This is a genomic window from Cytobacillus sp. EB106-05-05-XG126 (assembly GCF_058791715.1).
The window spans coordinates 1,845,768-1,865,319 of sequence record NZ_JBYTDU010000001.1; the positions used below are offsets into that span (position 1 = coordinate 1,845,768).

Annotated in this window: 17 protein-coding genes and 1 riboswitch; of the genes, 8 read left to right on the plus strand and 9 right to left on the minus strand. The window is 41.8% G+C overall.

Annotated features, from left to right (window positions below; genetic code table 11):
- Window positions 1-19: 19 nt before the first annotated feature.
- The 3 genes from treP to AC3WTL_RS09145 all read right to left on the minus strand — a co-directional run bounded on the left by treP (window position 20) and on the right by AC3WTL_RS09145 (window position 2,699).
- Window positions 20-1,423 (minus strand): PTS system trehalose-specific EIIBC component, encoded by a 1,404-nt coding sequence (gene treP / locus AC3WTL_RS09135; protein ID WP_248346743.1) that lies wholly within the window; start codon window positions 1,421-1,423, stop codon window positions 20-22.
- 279 nt (window positions 1,424-1,702) lie between these two features.
- On the minus strand, window positions 1,703-1,873 hold the full coding sequence (gene tatA / locus AC3WTL_RS09140; protein ID WP_248346742.1) for a twin-arginine translocase TatA/TatE family subunit: 171 nt from the start codon (window positions 1,871-1,873) through the stop codon (window positions 1,703-1,705).
- Between the two features lie 91 nt (window positions 1,874-1,964).
- Window positions 1,965-2,699: an NAD-dependent deacylase gene (locus AC3WTL_RS09145; protein ID WP_492369306.1), complete on the minus strand. Its 735-nt coding sequence runs from the start codon at window positions 2,697-2,699 to the stop codon at window positions 1,965-1,967.
- Window positions 2,700-2,846: 147 nt separating this feature from the next.
- Between AC3WTL_RS09145 and AC3WTL_RS09150 the strand changes: the two genes are divergently transcribed.
- The 7 genes from AC3WTL_RS09150 (at window position 2,847) to AC3WTL_RS09180 (ending at window position 8,036) form a co-directional block, all read left to right on the plus strand.
- The gene (locus AC3WTL_RS09150; protein ID WP_163142747.1) at window positions 2,847-3,260 is read left to right on the plus strand and encodes a YkvA family protein; all 414 of its coding nucleotides are present in this window, start codon (window positions 2,847-2,849) and stop codon (window positions 3,258-3,260) included.
- A 79-nt stretch (window positions 3,261-3,339) separates the two neighbouring features.
- Window positions 3,340-3,448, plus strand: a riboswitch (TPP riboswitch).
- 112 nt (window positions 3,449-3,560) lie between these two features.
- Window positions 3,561-4,565, plus strand: a complete 1,005-nt coding sequence (locus tag AC3WTL_RS09155) for an ABC transporter substrate-binding protein (RefSeq protein WP_492369307.1) — start codon at window positions 3,561-3,563, stop codon at window positions 4,563-4,565.
- Between the two features lie 13 nt (window positions 4,566-4,578).
- Window positions 4,579-4,872, plus strand: a complete 294-nt coding sequence (locus AC3WTL_RS09160) for a thiamine-binding protein (RefSeq protein WP_048009122.1) — start codon at window positions 4,579-4,581, stop codon at window positions 4,870-4,872.
- Window positions 4,869-5,636, plus strand: a complete 768-nt coding sequence (locus AC3WTL_RS09165; protein WP_048009121.1) for an ABC transporter permease — start codon at window positions 4,869-4,871, stop codon at window positions 5,634-5,636. Before AC3WTL_RS09160 ends, AC3WTL_RS09165 begins: the two co-directional genes overlap by 4 nt.
- A complete protein-coding gene (locus tag AC3WTL_RS09170) occupies window positions 5,633-6,367 on the plus strand; it encodes an ABC transporter ATP-binding protein (protein WP_222497276.1) in 735 nt (244 codons plus the stop codon). The genes AC3WTL_RS09165 and AC3WTL_RS09170 overlap by 4 nt, the downstream gene beginning before the upstream one ends.
- An 11-nt stretch (window positions 6,368-6,378) precedes the next feature.
- Window positions 6,379-7,146 carry a TatD family hydrolase gene (locus tag AC3WTL_RS09175; protein WP_222497278.1) on the plus strand — a complete coding sequence of 256 codons (768 nt, stop codon included), beginning with the start codon at window positions 6,379-6,381 and terminating at the stop codon, window positions 7,144-7,146.
- 149 nt (window positions 7,147-7,295) lie between these two features.
- Entirely contained in the window at window positions 7,296-8,036 is a 741-nt protein-coding gene (locus AC3WTL_RS09180) for a hypothetical protein (protein WP_248346741.1), read from the plus strand.
- Window positions 8,037-8,071: 35 nt separating this feature from the next.
- Here AC3WTL_RS09180 and AC3WTL_RS09185 read toward each other — a convergent pair whose 3' ends face one another.
- From AC3WTL_RS09185 to AC3WTL_RS09205, 5 genes are all read right to left on the minus strand, one after another.
- On the minus strand, window positions 8,072-8,941 hold the full coding sequence (locus AC3WTL_RS09185) for a carbohydrate ABC transporter permease (protein ID WP_222497288.1): 870 nt from the start codon (window positions 8,939-8,941) through the stop codon (window positions 8,072-8,074).
- Window positions 8,938-9,918, minus strand: coding sequence for a carbohydrate ABC transporter permease (locus AC3WTL_RS09190; RefSeq protein WP_315900290.1), 981 nt, complete (start codon window positions 9,916-9,918; stop codon window positions 8,938-8,940). Before AC3WTL_RS09190 ends, AC3WTL_RS09185 begins: the two co-directional genes overlap by 4 nt.
- 61 nt (window positions 9,919-9,979) lie before the next feature.
- Complete coding sequence (locus AC3WTL_RS09195) at window positions 9,980-11,272, minus strand: ABC transporter substrate-binding protein (RefSeq protein WP_248346739.1); 1,293 nt, start codon at window positions 11,270-11,272, stop codon at window positions 9,980-9,982.
- A 204-nt stretch (window positions 11,273-11,476) separates the two neighbouring features.
- Window positions 11,477-12,085: a hypothetical protein gene (locus AC3WTL_RS09200; RefSeq protein WP_222497291.1), complete on the minus strand. Its 609-nt coding sequence runs from the start codon at window positions 12,083-12,085 to the stop codon at window positions 11,477-11,479.
- Window positions 12,060-12,596, minus strand: coding sequence for an RNA polymerase sigma factor (locus AC3WTL_RS09205; protein ID WP_252221360.1), 537 nt, complete (start codon window positions 12,594-12,596; stop codon window positions 12,060-12,062). Before AC3WTL_RS09205 ends, AC3WTL_RS09200 begins: the two co-directional genes overlap by 26 nt.
- A 689-nt stretch (window positions 12,597-13,285) precedes the next feature.
- Here AC3WTL_RS09205 and AC3WTL_RS09210 point away from each other — a divergent pair.
- Entirely contained in the window at window positions 13,286-17,581 is a 4,296-nt protein-coding gene (locus AC3WTL_RS09210) for a S8 family peptidase (RefSeq protein ID WP_248348147.1), read from the plus strand.
- A 53-nt stretch (window positions 17,582-17,634) separates the two neighbouring features.
- On the opposite strand, the gene abc-f is transcribed toward AC3WTL_RS09210, so the two are convergent.
- Window positions 17,635-19,392 carry a ribosomal protection-like ABC-F family protein gene (abc-f, locus tag AC3WTL_RS09215; protein WP_248346734.1) on the minus strand — a complete coding sequence of 586 codons (1,758 nt, stop codon included), beginning with the start codon at window positions 19,390-19,392 and terminating at the stop codon, window positions 17,635-17,637.
- Window positions 19,393-19,552: the final 160 nt, after the last annotated feature.

Here is a 19,552-nt window from a genome sequence, read left to right on the forward strand (position 1 = left end):
ATGGCATCAATCATTTTATTTAAGCTTTTTTAAATTTCGAGAAAGCTAGAGTTAATACGAACGGCACTACAAGTGCAATTCCCATTCCAATAAAGAAAGCACCCCAGTTTTCCGCAAAGATGGAGAAGAATGCCGGCAAGCCGCCTACTCCAATTGACGGTGCCTTAACTCCATTAATAGTGATGAATATGCCTGCTGCAGCTGATCCAATAATCGCTGCAAAGAACGGATACTTAAAGCGAAGATTAACCCCAAACATCGCCGGCTCCGTTACACCCAGCCACGCTGAAATGGAAGAAGTGAGCGCAAGCCCTTTCAGCTTTTCGTTCCCTTTGCTTAACAGCATCATGGCAAAAGCGGCTGAACCCTGTGCAATATTGGATAGTGCCACCATCGGCCACAAAAACGTGCCGCCAATGCTGCCGATTAGCTGAAGATCGACTGCCAGGAATGTATGATGCATGCCAGTGATAACAAGAGGTGCATATAATCCTCCGTAAATCAAACCTCCAAGGGCCGGAACAGCATCAAAGATTCCGACAACTCCATTTGTAATCCAGCTGCCGATCGTGAATGTAATTGGTCCGATGGCAATAAAAGAAAGAAATCCAGTAATAAGCAAAGCGATTGGCGCGACAGTCAGAAGCTGAAACGCATCAGGAATTCTTTTTCGCAGAAATACTTCTATCTTGGCCAATACATATGAAGCAAATAATACAGGCAACACCTGGCCCTGGTAACCTACTTTTTCAATTTCAAAACCAAATAAATTCCACTTCGGAACTTCCTCTGCTGCACCATAGCCCCATGCATTTAAAAGATCTGGGTGCACCAGCATCAAACCAAGTACCATACCAAGTAGCGGACTGCCGCCAAACCGGTTTACAGCACTCCATCCAATCAGGCCTGGAAGAAATACGAAAGCAGTATTGGCAATCAGGTTAATGATGCTCGCCAGATCAGCCCAGTTTGTATAAACTTCAACAAACGACTTATCATCGAAGAAAATATCCGGCGCTGTCATAATGTTGTTGATTCCCATCAGCAAACCAGCTGTTACGATAGCCGGAAGGATTGGAATAAAAATATCAGCCAGTGTTTTAATTCCACGCTGCAGGGGATTTAAGTTTTCGGCAGCTGCACTTTTGGTTTCTTCTTTTGACGATTCGCCAATACCGGATGCATCTGTCATTTCTTTATATACTTTATCAACGAGTCCTTGTCCAATTACAACCTGGAATTGTCCATTGGTGGAAAATGAACCTTTTACAATATCAATATCTTCGAGCTTTTCTTTATTGACTTTTCCTTCATCTTTTAATGCAAAACGCAGCCTTGTTACGCAATGAGTGGCCGCAGCGATATTATCCCTTCCCCCGATAGCTTCTACGATTTGCTCTGCTGACTCTTTATTTGTGGCCATTCTACACTCTCCTCCTGTTACCGTTTTCATATTAAAGAAAAAAACAGTTATAAGGTTCTTATTATCGTTCTCGATTTTTATAAATCTATCCATTACACACAAACTAACTTGTATATACATGAACTGTTTACGCTTTCATTCTATCTTGTATATACATGTTAGTCAACTATTTTTTCTTTTCCTTTTTTTCTATACCCATTCACTCGGTTCGAAGCCAAAAAGTAGAAAAACCGGCTTCGAAGACTAATCGTCTGCAAAGCCGGTTTCTAAACCAGTAGGCTATTTTCTTTTATCATCATCATCTTTAGTGAGATCACGGGTAGATTTCTTAAATTCTTTTAAGGTCTCCCCGAATGCTCTCCCTATTTCAGGAAGTTTTTTAGGACCAAAAATAATAAGAGCAAGAACCAGGATGAGAATTAAGCCTGGAATACCGATGTTTGATAACATGCTGAACACTCCTTATATATCATATCGCTTGAAACAGCAGTAATCATGTTCATTGTCCATTATAGGGGATTGGCTCAAAAAATCATAGTTTTTATAATTTCTCATTCTCCCGCTGCATTAAGGCACGATCAAGTTCTTCGAGAACTTCACCAATTTTGCGCTCATGGATCACTTCATCAGCATAAAAGTCAAAATCAGTGGGTTCCATATTAATAATCACCAGTTTTGCTCCGTTTTGTTTTGCTATCAGCGGAAACTGATTGGCTGGTGTCACAGTCAGGGATGATCCGAGAACAATAAATAGTTCTGCCTTTTCTGATTCTTCCGCTGCAAAATCTAAAGCCTGCTCAGGCAGCATCTCCCCAAACAGAACTATTGAAGGACGAAGCAGCCCCCCGCAATTACATTGAACGTGTCCATGCAAATATCCCTCGCTTGGGAACTCTTTTTTGCATTCCTGGCAATGGAGTGTCTGCAGATTCCCATGAAGCTCTGATACATTTTCACTCCCTGCCAGCCGATGAAATCCATCCACATTCTGGGTGATAATACTCTTTAAAATGCCTCTCTTTTCCCAATCAGCAAGAATATAGTGGCCTTTATGAGGGCTGCACTCCTTGAGCCCGATTACCCGGTGCCGATAAAATTCTATAAACTCCCTCACATTTTCATTCAATGCTTCAGTACTGGCAATTTTCCCAGGGTCTTTCCCGTTCCATAAGCCATCATTGGCTGACCTGAAATCAGGCAGACCGCTTTCAGTTGACATACCTGCTCCAGATAGTATTACTGTATAATTTGATTCCTTCAGCCATTTCTCAAGCATAAATACCAGCTCCCACTAAAATATTTTCACAGGTTTGAAGGCTATTTCCATTTTTTTCTCCTGGTTAAATGTTTATGTCATGTCAGGTATGCGGTAAATAATAGATTATAACTGTTTTTACGAATTATCAATATAGGAGTGATGGCTATGCCTGAAATAGAAACGAAAGATTATAAGGACGGCTATAAAAAATTTTCTTCCAGGGCACAACGCTATGCGGATGATCCCGAAAAAACAAAAGGCCTGCTAAAAAAAGCTACACTTAAAGCTGAGAAAAACAAATCTTCGTTAAGTGATATATGGGAAAAGTTTCAGCTGCTGATCGATTTAGTTAAGGCATGGTCAAAAGGCGATTACCGGCATATCTCCAAAAAATCAATTATCTTTATTATTGCATCCATCCTATACTTTGTCTCTCCTATCGACCTGGTTCCAGACTTTTTGATCGGAATGGGTATCCTTGATGATGCAGCAGTACTTGGTTTTGCCGTCAGCCAGATTACAGGTGAAATTGAGAAATTCAAAACCTGGAAAGAGAGCCGGACTATTGAAATGAAATAACGTTCAAAATGATGTCCATTTTGATATTGTCTGCTATAATAAATAATGGAAAGTATTCATGCCTGTTAAAATTAAATAGCAAGAAATGTAGGGGAACCGGTGTGCCGGTTGAGACTTCATCCTTAAGATGCTGACCCTTTGAACCTGATCTGGCTAATACCGGCGTAGGGAACATATTCTTAAACATAATAAAATGTTTTTTTATATGCGTCCCGGTATTATGCCGGGGCGTTTTTTATTTTTCAGGGCAGACTAATATCAACTTTCCTTATTACATAAAGGTTTTTAGGAGGATTACTTATGAAAAAGTGGATTGCAGTTATCTGTACACTGCTGCTTCTTTCAGGCTGTGCCGGTAATGGAACGGATAATCAGACTGGAGGCAAAGATGCAGACAGCAAAGAAGGTTTGAAAAAAGTTACTGTTGTATTGGATTGGACACCCAATACCAATCATACCGGCTTATATGCCGCAAAGGAAAAAGGCTATTTTAAAGAAGAAGGGCTCGATGTCGAAATTATCATGCCAGGTGAAGCAGGTGCAGATCAATTGACTGCATCAGGCAAGGCAGATTTCGGTGTCAGCTATCAGGAAAGCATTACGGAAGCCCGTGTACAGGGTGTGCCTCTGGTTTCAATAGCAGCTGTTATTCAGCACAATACTTCCGGCTTTGCATCCCCTGCTGAAAAAAACATTGAATCGCCGAAAGATTTTGAAGGGAAAACTTATGGCGGCTGGGGAGCTCCTGTAGAAAAATCGGTAATAGACTCCCTAATGAAGAAGGAAAACGCCAATGTTGATAAGGTCTCAATCGTTAACATGGGGGATGCGGATTTTTTTACCGCTGTTAAAAGAGATATAGACTTCGCATGGATTTATTACGGATGGACAGGTGTAGAAGCTGAGCTTCGGGGGGAAAAGATTAATATGGTCTACCTCACAGACTACTCAGAAAAACTGGATTACTATACGCCTGTTCTGGCAACGAGTGAAAAAATGATTGAAGATGATCCGGAAACTGTTAAAGCATTTGTAAATGCTGCATCCAAAGGATATGAATTTGCAATCGACCAGCCTGAGGAAGCAGCTGATATCTTGTTAAAGAATGCTCCCGACCTGGACAGCGAATTGGTCAAAAAGAGCCAGGAGTGGCTATCACCGCGCTATCAGGATGATGCTGCCAGATGGGGAGAACAAAAGCTTGAGGTCTGGGAAAACTATGCAGACTGGATGCATGAAAATGGTCTTTTAGATAAAGAATTAGATGCCGGCAAAGCATTTACAAATGACTTCCTGCCGGAATAAGGAGAGTTATTAAATGGCAAACGCACTTGTAAGCATTCAAATCATACCAAAAACAAAAGATGGGGAAAATGTTATACCATACGTTGATGAAGCAATCAGTATCATTCAGCAATCCGGTGTTAAGTACGAAGTGCATCCCCTTGAAACAACGATGGAAGGCGATTTAGAACACTTATTGAAAATCATTGCTGACATGAACAGAAAAATGATTGAAAAAGGCAGCAGCAACGTAATCTCACAGGTTAAGATTCTCTATCAGCCCGCTGGAATTGAAATGAGTGATTTAACGGAGAAGTACCGTCCATGATCAATGTATTCAGAAAAGGGTGGAGGCCGGCTGCGGTTCTCCTCCTTTTATTCATTCTCTGGGAGATGGCGGTAAATCTGGCAGAAGTCCCTGCTTGGCTCCTGCCTCCCCCGACAGATATCATTCAGGAGGCAGTTTTGGGCTGGGAGGGCTTCCGCCCGCATCTTCAATCGACAGTCCTGCTTTCACTATGTGGATTTGCCATTGGCACTGCCATCGGATTGCTTACAGCTGTTATATTGCACTTATTGCCTTTTATAAGAGAGTCTGTTTACCCGCTTCTCATCCTTTCACAGAATGTGCCAATAATTGTTCTGGCTCCTTTACTGGTTGTATGGTTTGGATTTGGCATACTTCCAAAACTTATTGTCATTACGCTGGTATGCTTCTTCCCCATTACTGTTGCAGCATTGGATGGTTTTCGGCAAACTCCAGGAGATCTCAGGCATTATATGCTGATGGCTGGAGCCGGCAGAGGACAGCTGTTTTGGAAGCTGGAGCTTCCCCATTCCCTTCCATCTTTATTTTCCGGGCTAAAGATCTCTGCGACCTATAGTGTGATGGGTGCTGTAATATCTGAATGGCTCGGAGCCAAAGCCGGAATAGGGGTTTATATGACTCTAGCGTCTTCTTCCTTTCGGACAGACCGTGTTTTTGTAGCCATACTTGCGATTATGCTGTTAAGTTTGCTGCTTTTTGGAGGTATATTACTTTCAGAACGTTTGCTTATTAAATGGAAGTCCAGGGAGAGTGGGAGGAAATGATACAATTATCGGTTAATTCTCTAACGAAAAATTTTGATTCAAATCAGGTTTTAAGCAATTTGAGTTTTCAAGTAAATGAAGGGGAGTTTGTTTCGATTTTAGGGCCATCAGGCAGCGGAAAGAGCACTATCTTTAACCTGATTGGCGGGATGCTACTGCCTGATGAAGGGTCCATCATGCTAGGGAAGGCCGAAATCAGCGGCAAACGCGGTTCAATTAGCTATATGCCCCAGACACCTTCCCTGATGCCTTGGAGAACTATCCTTCAGAATGTACTGCTTGGCCAGGAAATTATGGGGAAACCCGATCCCGAAACAGCCAGAAAAATGCTTCAAAAAGCCGGACTCGGTGACTATGAAAATGCGTTTCCGCATGAATTATCAGGAGGCATGAAGCAAAGGGCCGCCTTCATCCGGGCACTATTAAGCCCGCAGCCAATCATACTGCTGGATGAACCTTTTTCAGCTTTGGATGAGCTTACCCGTCTTGATATGCAAAAATGGCTTCTCAATATTTGGAATGAACATAAGCCGACGATTCTGTTTGTCACTCACAATATCGAAGAAGCCATTTACCTCTCTGATCGAATATTAATACTCGGCAGCAAGCCTGCTAGAGTGGTTCAAGAATACAAAATGCCTTTTGGGCGGCCGCGAATGGAGGAAATTTTCCTGGATGAAAATTTCCTTGAATGCAAAAGAAGCATTCATCATGTGCTGAAAAATCATTAGGAGGCAGCAGCATGGATAATTATATTGATGCCCATATTCATCTTGATAAGTACAGCGATATTGATTTAGAAAAAATGTTTCATAAATTGCCGTTTAAGCTTTCACTGGTTACAGTTTCAAGCGATTTAAACTCCTGCAAAAGAAACCTTGCTCTTGCAGAAATCTATCCCTTTGTTAAACCTGCCTTTGGTTTTCACCCTGAACAGGTACTGCCCAATGATCATGATATTTCAGATCTTTTCAGCTGGATAAAGATTCACACAGAGCAGATGGCTGCTATTGGCGAGGTTGGCCTTCCATACTATTTGAGACCTAAGGGGAGCAAGATCCCAGGCGGATATATTGAACTTCTCGAAGAATTCATAAAGCTTGCAAAAAAACAGGATAAGCCCATCGTCCTCCATGCAATTTATGATGATGCACAGATTGTGTGCAATTTATTGGAAAAGCATTCGATTAAAAAGGCTCATTTCCACTGGTTTAAAGGTGACACTGCAGCAGCAAGCAGGCTGATTTCCAATGGCTATTACATATCCTTTACTCCAGATATCGTGTATGAAAAAGAAATACAGGGCCTCGTACGGAATTACCCGATGGATAAGTTGATGGCAGAAACAGACGGCCCATGGGAATTCGAGGGCCCTTTTAAAAACAAACCTACCCACCCTTCCATGATGGCCCATTCCATCAGTGCCCTTGCTGAACTAAAAGAAATATCTTTCAGCAGCGCCCTTAAGAAGCTTTATGATAATACAAAAAGCTTCTATAATATTGATTAATCTGCCTAAATAAGGCTTTTACCAAATAGGCAGTTTTTTTATTTAGATTAGATAAAATATACTAAATAAATATAATCACATCGCACCATTCCTAATTATGGAAATATAGGTTAATCTTATATTGGACAATACTTTTTAGGAGGCATGTGATGAAAAAGTATATTTTCTTATTATTGACTATTTTACTAGTTTTCTCAGGCAATGTTTCTGCACAGCCCAAAAGTAATTCGGCTGGTTTGACTGAGAAAGATTTCATGAAAGCCGTGTTAAAATCTGATGAGTTTAAGGAATTCAAATCTTCTATATTAAAAGATGCCTCCACCCAGCCAAAAGCTCTTATTGATGAAAAAGGAAAACAATATGGCTGGACAGTGCAATATGAAATTGAATACAACGAAAAAAACATTTCCTTAGATGAAAAAGCTCTCGTAAATTTCTCGTCCCTACTATCTTTCTCATTTGAGTCCGGGAAGGAATTAAAAGTGCGGCTGGTTGATTTCAGCAGGCTTATTGAGGATCAGGCTTTTTATGTAAAAGACCTGAAATCTGAGGAAGAGACCAAAATAGATATCTCAAAAGACAGCACCTTTACTGATTATTTAGCAGAAGTAGAATTGAAAAAAACACAGCTGATTAAAGAAGCGGCTAAAAGCAATGCAGTCTCTTCCGATAAAGCCACAGCATCCGGCCAGCTATGCTACTACTGTACAAAGTATGAATGGCGCGGAGGGTATCCCTGCTCATCCGCTAACACTGAGTCCGAAGCTTCAGTATCATCCCAGCTTGAAGAAAACGGGCTGAATCCGGATTCTGTGATCATTGAATGCTATGTTCCCCGCCATAAGGTGTGTGTTGACGGGGAATGGAGAACCTACTGCCCTATACAATGAAAAGAACGGCTAAGCGAATGGCTTAGCCGTTTTTGTTATCCTTTCGTGCCCGATGCGATATTCGAACCTTCTATAAAGTGCTTCTGGAAGAAGAAAAATAACAGCACTACTGGCAATAATACCATGACTGACATGGCCATCAGGTAATGCCATTGTGTCTGTACAGTTCCTTTGAAGGTTTGAAGACCGATTTGAAGAGTGTAGAGACTTTCATCATTTAAATATAATAACGGGCCAAGAAGATCATTCCATGCGCCATTAAATGAGAAAATGGCTACAGTAATAAGCGCCGGCTTCGTCAATGGCAGCATGATATGCCACCATATCTGAATATGATTAGCACCGTCCAGAACAGCTGCTTCAATAAGTTCATTCGGAATGGTCATCATAAACTGGCGAAGCAGGAAGATGAAAAAGGCACTCCCTAAAAAGGCCGGAACAATCAGAGGCAGATACGTATTTACCCAGCCAAGCTTGGAGAATAAAATGTACTGAGGCACCATGGTGACAAACCCTGGGATCAGCATGGTTGATAACACAACTATAAACAAAGCATTCCTTCCTTTAAAACGGATCTTTGCGAATGCATAAGCAACCAGCGAATTGACAATAACGCTTCCCGCCATTCCGCAAAAGGCAATAAAGAATGTATTCATAGCCCAGCGGGTAAACGGTGCTGTTTTCCAGGCGTCAACATAATTGGAAAAATGGAATTCTTTTGGCATAAAGGTCGGCGGATATTGAGCTATCTCTGCAGGGGATTTCAAAGAAGTCGAAATCATCCACCAAAGCGGAGATATTACCAGTACACTTCCTGCTAATAAAACGATGAAAACAATCGCCTGCTTTACTTTATCTTTGAATTTTTTCGTCTCATAAAACTTCGGTGCTGCAGCAGTTCTCATTTATCATCTCCTCCCTCATAATAAACCCATTTTTTACCAATTTTCATATTAATGATTGTCAGTATCATAACGACAATAAACAGCAGCCAGGCCATTGCAGAGGCATAGCCCATGTCAAACACCTCAAACGCATTATTCCACATATGAAGATTATAGAACAGAAGTGAATTTCCAGGTCCGCCGCTTCCATTCTCCGTCATGACATAAGCCTCCTGGAAAATTTGAAATGAACCGATCGTACTTGTCAGCACATCAAAGAAAATGATCGGCGAAATCATCGGCAATGTGATATAAAAAAATTTCTGCATTACACCGGCCCCATCCAGATCCGCTGCTTCATAAAGAGAATTTGATACCCCCTGCAGACTTGCCAGATATAGAAGCATACCTCCGCCGACACTCCACATTTTCATCAAAAGTAAAGCAGGCTTTGTCCATTCAGGGTCAAACAGCCATGCTGGCCCCTCAATTCCAAACCATGCCAGGAACGTATTAACCAGACCTGTTGACGGGCTCAGCAGCTGCATCCATAAAAAGTAAACTGCAACACCTGAGAGGATAGCAGGCAGATAATAAAGTGTGCGGAAAAATTTCATGCCTTTTACTTTCTGATTTAGAAGAACCGACAGAAAAATCGCCCCTGCTGTGGTCAGCGGGACAGAGAATAAAACGTAATATAACGTGTTCCATAGTGACGTTTTAAATAGGTCATCAATCGTAAACATGCGTTTGAAATTATCAAGGCCGATAAAATTCATTTTTGAAGTGATATTATAGTCTGTAAAACTGGCAAATAAGGAAAATAATAACGGGCCAAGTGTCAGTCCCAGAAATCCGATTATCCACGGGCTGATAAATAGATAGCCAAAGATATTTTCTCTTGTTTGGCGTGACAGCCGTCTGTGTGATGATGCCTTCCCTTTTTTTCCTGCAAAATCTGCTCCCCGGCGCTCAATCGTTGTCTCATATGATTTCAACCCTTACACCTTCTTTTTATAGTATTTATAAAGAGAGAAGGATTGCCCTTCTCTCTTTGTTCTAATTTTTCTTTAGTTTTTCAACATCTTCTTCTGCTTTTTCCAGCGCTTTTTCAGGCTTGGTTTTACCTAGCAGAACATTGTCTATATGGGGATTAATGCGATTCTGGTAATCGGGATACTCTGTCGGGACTGGGAATAATTGTGTCTGATCCAGGTTTTTCACAGTCGCTTCATATACATATTGATCATCACCTTTAAGTTCCTTTACCACGGCCTCTGCAGCTTCTTTATTTGCGACATTATCATAATTTTTCATAGCCCAATATTTTTGAGCTTCTGGACCTGTAAGATACTCGATAAACTTCATAGCTTCCTCAGGGTGTTTGGCTCCTTTAGGAATTTCAGCTACGAACCCACCTCCATCACTCCAGTTCCCGGAACCTTCTTTATATGCAGGAATCGGGGCAACCCCAAAATTTATATCATTGCCATAATCACGAATTTGTGTGTAAAATGTACCGATATCCACCCACATTGCCACTTTGCCGGCAATGAACGGATTTGACTGTTCACTTCCAAATTCAGCTTCAAATGACTGAACTGTTTTCTCGCCGAGACGCTCCTTCCATCCCAGCAGCCATTGAAGCGCTTCCTGCTTTTTAGGAGTATTGATATAAAGCTTGCCATCTTGAATGAATCCTTTTCCGCCATCAGCGCTTGTCATCCAGCTTGCTGCACCGATACTGCCCCAAAGCGGGTAAAAGCCAACCCGCTCATAGCGATCTCCATTTTTAACATCCAGCTTCTGAGCATACTCCTCCAGTTCAGCCCATGTAGCAGGCGGCTTTTCCGGGTCAAGGCCTGCTTCTTTGAAAGCATCTTTATTGTAAAATAGCAATCTGGTATCTGTATTAAATGGAACTGCATAAGCCTTGTCCTCGTACATTACCGTTTCCCATAAATGCGGGTAAAACTGGTCTTTAAACGAATCATCGATATACTTGCTCAAATCTTCAGATTGTCCATTTTCTGCCCGCTGGCCGACCGAATTAATATCGTTAATGATAACATCAGCAGGGTTACCGGCAGCAACGGATGCCAGGTTCTTTGTCCAAATATCTCCCCAAGGCAAATATGTATGCTTAACAAAAACCTCATCCTGTGATTTGTTAAAATCATCTATGATTTTTTCAATAATTGGCCTTCTTGTTTCTGAACCCCAAAAACTCCAAAAATCAACAACAACCTTTCCATCCTTCGTCTTTTCTGCCTGAGCACTTTCCCCGGAACAGCCTGCTAATGTTCCAATAAGCAGGAATGCGGAAATAATAAAAAGAAGTCCTTTTTTCATGATGCTCCCCCTAATATTTATAATTTTCAGCTTTAATCTTCTGCCTATTCCCTGCCTGCAGGAATCAAGCGAATAAAAATTTTTATTAACTAAGTAAGTACTACCCTTTTAATCTGGGATAAAACATTTATTTGAAAAAATTCTCGATATTTGTCAAAATCCAACCCTTTCAGCCTAAAAAAATGACCCCTTACAGGAGTCAAATTAAGGAGTATTTTGAATGCTTTGTGCGATTGCCTTTATATATTCAATAAATATAGAGCCCTCCGCAGGAGGAACTGAATAAATTTCTTCACTGTCAATTAGCTTAAAGTAAACTTCGCCTTGCTCGTTCCAGACTTTCATCTTTACCGGTTCTTTTCCCTTTAAATTAAATTGGATATCATAGGTTGGTTTGGCATCAATGACTGCCTCTGAAGGGATTGCCGAATTTATGGCATTTCTTGCCGTGTTTTCCCACTTTGGATCTTTTACAGTCGCGATTTCAGCCGAATACTTTCCATCGGCAGAGAAGCTTTTCTCGGTTTCTGATATAGCAATAGTTGTTTGGCTTATAAAGCTATTCCCAAGCATCTCTGAACTGCTGCTGCCATTGGTAATAGTATCCTCAGAAAAAATAATGAAAGCGAACATGACACAAGCAGCCATTACAGCGGCAGCAGATAAAAATCTCGGGAAAATAGCTTTCTTTCTTTCAGGTTTTTCCTCTATGCTCCTCAATATTTTTTGCAGACTCTCCTGCTTTTGCTTTTGAGACCGCGGAATTCGTCCTAATTCTCGAAAGGAATTATCGGATCCGAATGAGCTCTTCATGGACTTCCCCCCTTTTCTGCAATTCTTTTTTTAGCGCTGCGAGTGCCCTGGAAGTGGTGATTTTCACTTTATTTTCAGACCAATTCAAGATTTCAGCCGTTTCCTTAATGGAAAACTCCTTTATTTTTCTCAAAATCAGCACTTCTTGATAGCTTAATTTCAAATGGCGAATTGCTTCATATAAGAGTGTAACTTTTTCACCCTTAATTATTATCTCTGTAGGAGTATCTTCATCTGATTGGAGTTGGAATTTTTCTATAGAGAAAAATTTGAATCTGCTTTTTTTGCGCAAATAATCAATGGCTACATTTCTGGATATCCGGACAAGCCACGTAAAGATCTGGGACTCCCCATTAAATTGATTCATATATTTGTAGGCTTTGATAAAGGTGTCTTGTGTCAGATCTTCCGCCACTTCCTTATCATTTACGAGAAGAAATATGTATCCATAAATTCGATCGCTGTACTCGCTGTATATATCTTCAAACGCTTCTGCCGTTATTCTCTCCATTGTGGCGCCCCCTCGCATATTATTAGACGAATAAAAATCAGAAAAGAAACACTTTTCTATTGTTTATGTAAAACATTTGGTAAAACCATAATCCAGAACCTGTTCATTTATCCTATATTTTAAAACAATCTGATTCCTTAGCATCAAATTTGAGAAAAATCCGAGAAAGCGCCTTTTTAACCGTAACTTTTTTCAATCTCTTTTCACCTGTAAAAAGATGAATAAAGTTACACCCCAGACTACCCATCTTCGATTCATTTTTTGCAATTTTGAGTAAAGGTTTCCTTTATGTTCTCCACCCTTTTAATTTATTTTATCATTCTGTGAAAATACTTCCTCCCCCCTTTTCCTTATTTTTTCCAAGATTCATTTGACTATATGGAAAAATAATACTTTTACTCTATTAATAACCATAAAAAGTTCATTCTTTAAGCCTGTAACCCTTATTGACCTATGAAGCCTTATAGCCATTTTCATAAAAGCACTGCAAAAAACTTTATTTTTCGACAATCTCCAACCTTTAATTTAGCTAAAGTACAGGGTAACGGCAGGGTTTTCCATTTTTGGAAAGTACCCATAGGAGGTGGTTGAGTTCTTCATTGCAAACTAGCAGTTTAAATGAATTAACAAAACAAGGAGGGAATTTTTTGAAAAGAAAAAGAAAATCATTGAATCGCATTCTTTATGTGATGCTGACAGCTTTTCTGATTTTGCCGCTGATGTTCCCAGGCATGGGCTCGGCAGAAAGCAAGAGCTCTCCGCATACTTCAGTTAAGAAAGCTGCTCCTCAGACAGCAAAAAGCAAAATTAACAGCTCACTGCTTAAACAATTTGATAAAGAAGATAAAGTAACATTCCTGATTAAATTCAAAGAACAGGCCGATACTTCAGCAGCAGTCAAGAAGGCTGAAAAAGCGGCTGCATCACAAAAACTGACACCCTCTAAATCAAAATACATGAAACGCTCTGCAGTCCTATCCTCACTAAGATCTACAGCTATTGAAACTCAAGGCCATGTCGCCGACTTCCTTCAAAAACAGGAAAAAGACGGCAAGGCAAAAGATGTTCAATCCTTCTACATCGTCAATGCAATTGCAGTAACAGCTACAAAAGACGTTATGGAGCAAATCGCAGTATTCCCTGAAGTAGAAAAGATTCTTCCAAATGAAACAAGACAGCTTCATAAACCTGTTAAAGAGGCTGTAAAATCTCTTAAAACACAAGCAGAAACCAGCTCGATCGAATGGAACATTGACCGCGTCGGAGCTCCTGCTGTATGGGAAATGGGAATTGACGGATCCGGTACCGTCGTTGCATCCATTGATACAGGTGTTCAGTGGAATCACCCGGCATTAAAAGAAAAGTACCGGGGCTATAACCCTGCACAGCCTGATTCTCCAGTACATGAATTCAGCTGGTTTGATGCCACTGCAGGCCAGACAGTTCCTTACGATGATCAGGGTCACGGAACCCACGTAACTGGAACTATGGTTGGTGCCGAGCCGAATGGAGGCAATCAGATCGGTGTTGCACCTGGTGCGAAATGGATCGCAGTAAAAGCCTTTACTGCAAACGGCGGAACTGATGTAGACCTTCTTGAAGCCGGTGAATGGATCCTGGCTCCAAAGGATGCTGAAGGAAATCCCCATCCTGAGAAAGCGCCTGATGTTGTCAATAATTCTTGGGGCGGCGGACCTGGACTGGATGAATGGTATCGTCCAATGGTGCAGGCATGGCGTGCAGCTGAAATTTTCCCGGAATTCTCTGCAGGAAACACTACTTTGTTTAATCCAGGCGGACCTGGTTCAGTTGCAACCCCTGCAAACTACCCGGAATCATTTGCTACTGGTGCGACTGATATTAACAATGGCTTAGCAAGCTTTTCACTGCAAGGGCCATCTCCATATCAGGAAGTTAAGCCTGATGTATCTGCACCAGGCGTTAACATACGTTCCTCAGTTCCCGGAAGCGGATATGAAGGCGGCTGGAACGGAACCTCCATGGCTGGGCCGCATGTTTCTGCGGTTGCCGCGCTGCTCCGCCAGGTTGACTCAAGTCTGACTGTTGAAGAAATGGAGGAAATTCTGCTGACCACCTCTACTCCTTTGACAAATGGTACTTATCCTGAGACACCAAATAATGGATTTGGCTACGGACTCGTAAATGCCTTTGATGCGGTTTCTTCCGTACTGACCGGTCTTGGAAAAATCAAAGGGCAGGTTGCAAAAGAAGGAGATGACTCCGAAGCTCCTGAAGCCAATCATGAAGCACCTCAGGAAACATATGCAGGAATGGATCTAGCACTTGAATTGACTGCATCAGATAATGTAAGCGTCACAAGAGTGGATCTTGAATACTTAAAAGCTGACGGCAGCTGGGCCGCTATTAAGGCCGAAAGAACATTAGGCAACTATAAAGATGGTACGTATCAGGCAGTTATTCCTGGAGAAGACATCGCCGAACCTTCTGTAACTTATAAATGGAAGGTCAATGATTTTGGCGGGAATTTAACTGAAACAGACTCCTATGAAGTGGCAGTAAGACCAGGAATCAGCATTGGCTATTCTCAGGACTTCGAATCACAGCCGGCCGGCTGGACTTCGTATGGACCGGAAAATAGCTGGGAATGGGGAGTTCCATCTTCAGGTCCTGGCAATGCAGCATCCGGGGAAAAAGTATATGCAACTAAACTTGACGGCAACTATGCAAATAGAGCAAACATGAATCTCCAGATGCCTCCTATCGACCTGCCGGAAGGAAATGCCTACCTTCAATTCAAGCAATGGCACGAGCTTGAAAACCGTTATGATTATGGTCACGTTTTTGTATCAACAGATATGGAAAACTGGGAACAGGCTCTTCGCGTAAACGGCAATACAACAGGCTGGGTTAATGGAGAAGTAGATTTAAGTGCGTATGCTGGACAGAGAATTTATGTAGCCTTCAATGTGACTACCGATGGCTCTGTTCAGAAGCAAGGCTGGTATATTGATGATGTAAGGTTATCTGATACTCCAGCAGAACCTGCAGGCAAAGCACAGCTTGGTCTCAGCAAGGATAAACCTTCTGCAGAATTAAAGAAGGAAAAGGTAAATCCTGATAAAATTGTTCCTAAAAAGGATAGTCTTGCAAAAGATGATGAAAAACAGCAGCAGCCGGCCCCAGTGCTTCTTCCGCTTACTGCCGAAGTAAGTGTGCTGGAATCAGGCAGGTCTGTATTTACTAATCCTCAAAACGGATCTTTTGAGATGACACATGCTTCAGGTGATTTCACTGTAAAAGCGGAAGCTTACGGCTATCGTTCTCAAACACAAAATGTAAATATACCGCAGGATGGAGAAGCGACTGCAAATTTCGTCCTTGAGGAAATACCAAAAGGCACTGTCACAGGTGTTGTGACAAATGAAGCAACTGGAGAGCCTGTTGCAAATACTACGCTTCTTTTAATTGAAGATGCGGCAGTACAGCCAGTAACAACAAATGAAAACGGTGAATATACACTCACAGCCTACGAAGGCACATACACTTTAAAAGCAATGGCACCTTCCTACTACAGCAAAGAGCAGAGCATCATGATCGAAGGCGGCTCAACTCTTGAGCAAAACATTGAGCTTAAGCCATTTATCGGTTATCCGGGTGAAATCGGATATGACGATGGTACAGCTGAAAATGCACGTGCATTCTACGATGCCGGCAATGGCTGGGCAGTTAAGATGTCCCTTGCATCCGGCCATGACAGCGCAATGGTTACCGGCGGATTATTCCGCTTCTGGGATACAAGCTGGCCGACTCCGGGCGGTACAGACTTCAAAGTGGAAGTATACGATGCAAGCGGACCGGATGGAGCCCCAGGCAAGAAACTTGCAGGCCCATTTGAAGCGACAGCATTAAGAAACGGCGAATGGACACATGTAGATCTAAGTGACGAAGGAATCGTTACAAATGGAGACTTCTATATGGTCTATATCCAATCATCACCAAATCCTAATGCTCCTGGTCTTGGCACAGATGAGGATGGAGAGAATGCAGGACGCAGCTGGCAGCTTGTAGGCGGAGCATGGTCACCGTCGCCTGAAGATGAAGGAAACTATATGATCCGCGCGACAGTCAACTATGAAGTTACAGCACCTGTCATTACTTCTCCTTCGGATGGAACATTTACGAATCAGGGTAAAGTTACAATTGAAGGTACTTCCGCTCCTACCACAACTGTAAAAGTATTTAATAATGGAGAAGAAGTCGCATCGGCTGATAGTACAGACGAAGGCACTTTCTCAGCAGAGATTTCACTTACTGAAGGGGAAAACACACTTACTGCCAAAGCATCAACAGAGTCAGGGTCCACAGATGCTTCTGAACCTGTAAAAGTAATATATGATAAAACAAAACCGGAACTGTCCATTACAAGCCCTGCAGATAAATCCAAAACAAATAAAGAAACAGTCACTGTTAAAGGAACCGTTTCTGACGATAACCTTGATTGGGTAAAAGTAAACGGCCAGACAGCTAAGGTTACAGACGGTGAATACTCTCTTCGCATCCTGCTGGATGAAGGTGAAAACACCATTACGGTAACAGCACAGGATAAAGCGAAAAACAGCGAAGAGAAAACAATCACAGTGGATGCTAAATATACCGCTCCTTCCATAGAAAATCTTCTTCCTGCAGAAGACAAGGAGCTTAAAAAAGGCGAATCGGTAAAAATCCAATTTGATAGTGAACCAGGGTTAAAAGCGACCTTTGCCATCAGAATGCCTTTAACAAATGCTGGCGGCCAGCTGAATAACGCAACTGAGCTTCCAATGATGGAAACTTCCCCGGGCCATTATGTCGGCTACTATACTGCCACTTCAAATGTAAAAGCACCTGGTGCCGAAATTGAAGTGAAAGTGATGGATGACTACGGCAATGAAGCCCGCAAGACTGCAGATGGAAAACTGTGGATTAATGCAAAAAAGAAGAATAATAACAGCACTAAAAAGTAGTAAAATCAGATGTAAAGGCAGGCCCGTTATTATAGGGGCCTGCCTTTTTGCACTTATTGATTTAACAATGTTCTTTTTTCATTTACTAATCCATTAAACTCCTTATCCAATTGGGCATATTTGCTGTCACCCGGAACAAGCAGACTGAGTTCTCCAAGTATCGCATTGATGCGGTTATCAATCACCATGATCTGGTCTTTTGTGGAATCATGAGCTTTTTCCTGCTGGGACCTTCTGGATTTCATACGATATTCCTTAAGATTCATATCAAATCTGGTGATTTTATTTTTTTCAAATACAAGCAATCTTGTGCTTAACTTTTCCAAAAAGTATAAGTCATGCGAAATAATGATGAGTGTTCCTGAAAATTCCCTGAGCGTTTTTTCAAATTGCTCCCTGCTCGGCAAATCCAAGTGATTAGTCGGTTCATCTAATATTAAGACGTCGTATTCCTTTAAAAGCATGTCTGTAAGCTTAACCCTGATTCGCTCTCCCATGCTCAGCTGTCCAATCGGCCGCTTTAACTTCGCTTCCTTCATACCCAGGTTTGCTAATAGGGTCCTCGCCCTGTAAATCTGCTCCCGTTCGCTGAGATCAAGTGCTTCAAGGGCGTTTTTTGTTAGCGGTAGATCATTAATATCCTGGTTTAAATAGGCAATCTTTAAAGTGCTGCTAATCCAAAGTTCCCCATCTGAAGGGGAAATCTCTTCCAGCAGCATACGGATAAAAGTGGTCTTGCCAGTCCCGTTGGGTCCAAGAATCCCAATTTTTTCGCCATGCTTTATATAAAACTGGCTATCCTTGAAAAGAGTCCGGTCTCCAAAGCATTTTGAGAGGTTTTTAGCTTCAATGATCCTTTTTCCCCGTTTGCCTGATGAATCGAATTGAAAGTGCACTTTTGCCTCTTCTGCCGGCTTCTCAATTTTATTCTTATCCAGTTCCTGCTGAAGCCTTTTCATTTTTGACTTCACCTGCTGATCCATCTTTTTGGCTTTTACTCTGTGGTATTCTTTAAAGCCCATCTGCCTATTCTCAGAAGGACTTCCTCCTTTAGTTGATTCCCTGTGAGCTTTTTCAGACCATTTTTTTAAATTGGCCATCTGATTTTCGATCCTATCAATTTCTCTTTGCTGAACATTAAATTGATGAAGCTGATCGTCATAATTTTTCTGTTTTTGCTCCCGGTAGGCTGTGTAATTCCCGTCATACATGGTTAAAGTGCCCTCCTGCAGTTCAAAAATCCTGCGGACAGCCTGATCAAGGAAGTGACGGTCATGGGAAATGATCATGACAGGACCGCTGAATTGGCCAATCTCCCTAATAAGCCACTCGATTCCCTGTAAATCCAAATGATTGGTGGGTTCATCCAAAATCAGCATATCCGGTTTTGATGACCAAACCTTGGCTAAGGAGAGCTTCAATCTTTCTCCCCCGCTTAAAGAATCAAGCCTTTCCGGTTTCCATTCATGGAGTTTTGAGAGTCCTAATCTGCTTGCCTGATGGAAAATTTCTTCTTCCGGGCTTTGGTCAGGAGCATGAATATCACTCACAGAATAATCTGCTGACTGGTGCAGATAGGCGATTCTATATGGCTCCTTCATCCGCTCGATTGTCCCTTTATCCGCCTGTATACTGCCGAATAAAATATTGGCCAATGTAGTTTTCCCCGTGCCATTTAAGCCAACAAGACCAATTCGATCCTGCTGATAAATATCGAATTCCAAATTAGAAAAAACCCTTTTATCTCCGAATGACTTTTGAAGATCTCTGGCCATGATAACCGGTATACTGCTGATTTTATTTGCACACATAAAAAAACCTCCCCATACCCGGAGAGGACTGTGCACCCATCATTGGAAATGGTGCAAACACATAAAAAACGCGCGCCTAAATAAAATCTAAACCGCTTAAAGACAAATAAGCAGACATCACTTCCGATAAGGAATGATTAAAAAAGGGCACACTAATCCT

Excerpts from the sequence above, each read along its gene's own strand:
- treP (WP_248346743.1), bottom strand. The coding sequence starts at position 1,423 with ATGGCCACAAATAAAGAGTCAGCAGAGCAAATCGTAGAAGCTATCGGG.
- tatA (WP_248346742.1), bottom strand. The coding sequence starts at position 1,873 with ATGTTATCAAACATCGGTATTCCAGGCTTAATTCTCATCCTGGTTCTT.
- AC3WTL_RS09145 (WP_492369306.1), bottom strand. The coding sequence starts at position 2,699 with ATGCTTGAGAAATGGCTGAAGGAATCAAATTATACAGTAATACTATCT.
- AC3WTL_RS09150 (WP_163142747.1), top strand. The coding sequence starts at position 2,847 with ATGCCTGAAATAGAAACGAAAGATTATAAGGACGGCTATAAAAAATTT.
- AC3WTL_RS09155 (WP_492369307.1), top strand. The coding sequence starts at position 3,561 with ATGAAAAAGTGGATTGCAGTTATCTGTACACTGCTGCTTCTTTCAGGC.
- AC3WTL_RS09160 (WP_048009122.1), top strand. The coding sequence starts at position 4,579 with ATGGCAAACGCACTTGTAAGCATTCAAATCATACCAAAAACAAAAGAT.
- AC3WTL_RS09165 (WP_048009121.1), top strand. The coding sequence starts at position 4,869 with ATGATCAATGTATTCAGAAAAGGGTGGAGGCCGGCTGCGGTTCTCCTC.
- AC3WTL_RS09170 (WP_222497276.1), top strand. The coding sequence starts at position 5,633 with ATGATACAATTATCGGTTAATTCTCTAACGAAAAATTTTGATTCAAAT.
- AC3WTL_RS09175 (WP_222497278.1), top strand. The coding sequence starts at position 6,379 with ATGGATAATTATATTGATGCCCATATTCATCTTGATAAGTACAGCGAT.
- AC3WTL_RS09180 (WP_248346741.1), top strand. The coding sequence starts at position 7,296 with ATGAAAAAGTATATTTTCTTATTATTGACTATTTTACTAGTTTTCTCA.
- AC3WTL_RS09185 (WP_222497288.1), bottom strand. The coding sequence starts at position 8,941 with ATGAGAACTGCTGCAGCACCGAAGTTTTATGAGACGAAAAAATTCAAA.
- AC3WTL_RS09195 (WP_248346739.1), bottom strand. The coding sequence starts at position 11,272 with ATGAAAAAAGGACTTCTTTTTATTATTTCCGCATTCCTGCTTATTGGA.
- AC3WTL_RS09200 (WP_222497291.1), bottom strand. The coding sequence starts at position 12,085 with ATGAAGAGCTCATTCGGATCCGATAATTCCTTTCGAGAATTAGGACGA.
- AC3WTL_RS09205 (WP_252221360.1), bottom strand. The coding sequence starts at position 12,596 with ATGGAGAGAATAACGGCAGAAGCGTTTGAAGATATATACAGCGAGTAC.
- AC3WTL_RS09210 (WP_248348147.1), top strand. The coding sequence starts at position 13,286 with ATGCTGACAGCTTTTCTGATTTTGCCGCTGATGTTCCCAGGCATGGGC.
- abc-f (WP_248346734.1), bottom strand. The coding sequence starts at position 19,392 with ATGTGTGCAAATAAAATCAGCAGTATACCGGTTATCATGGCCAGAGAT.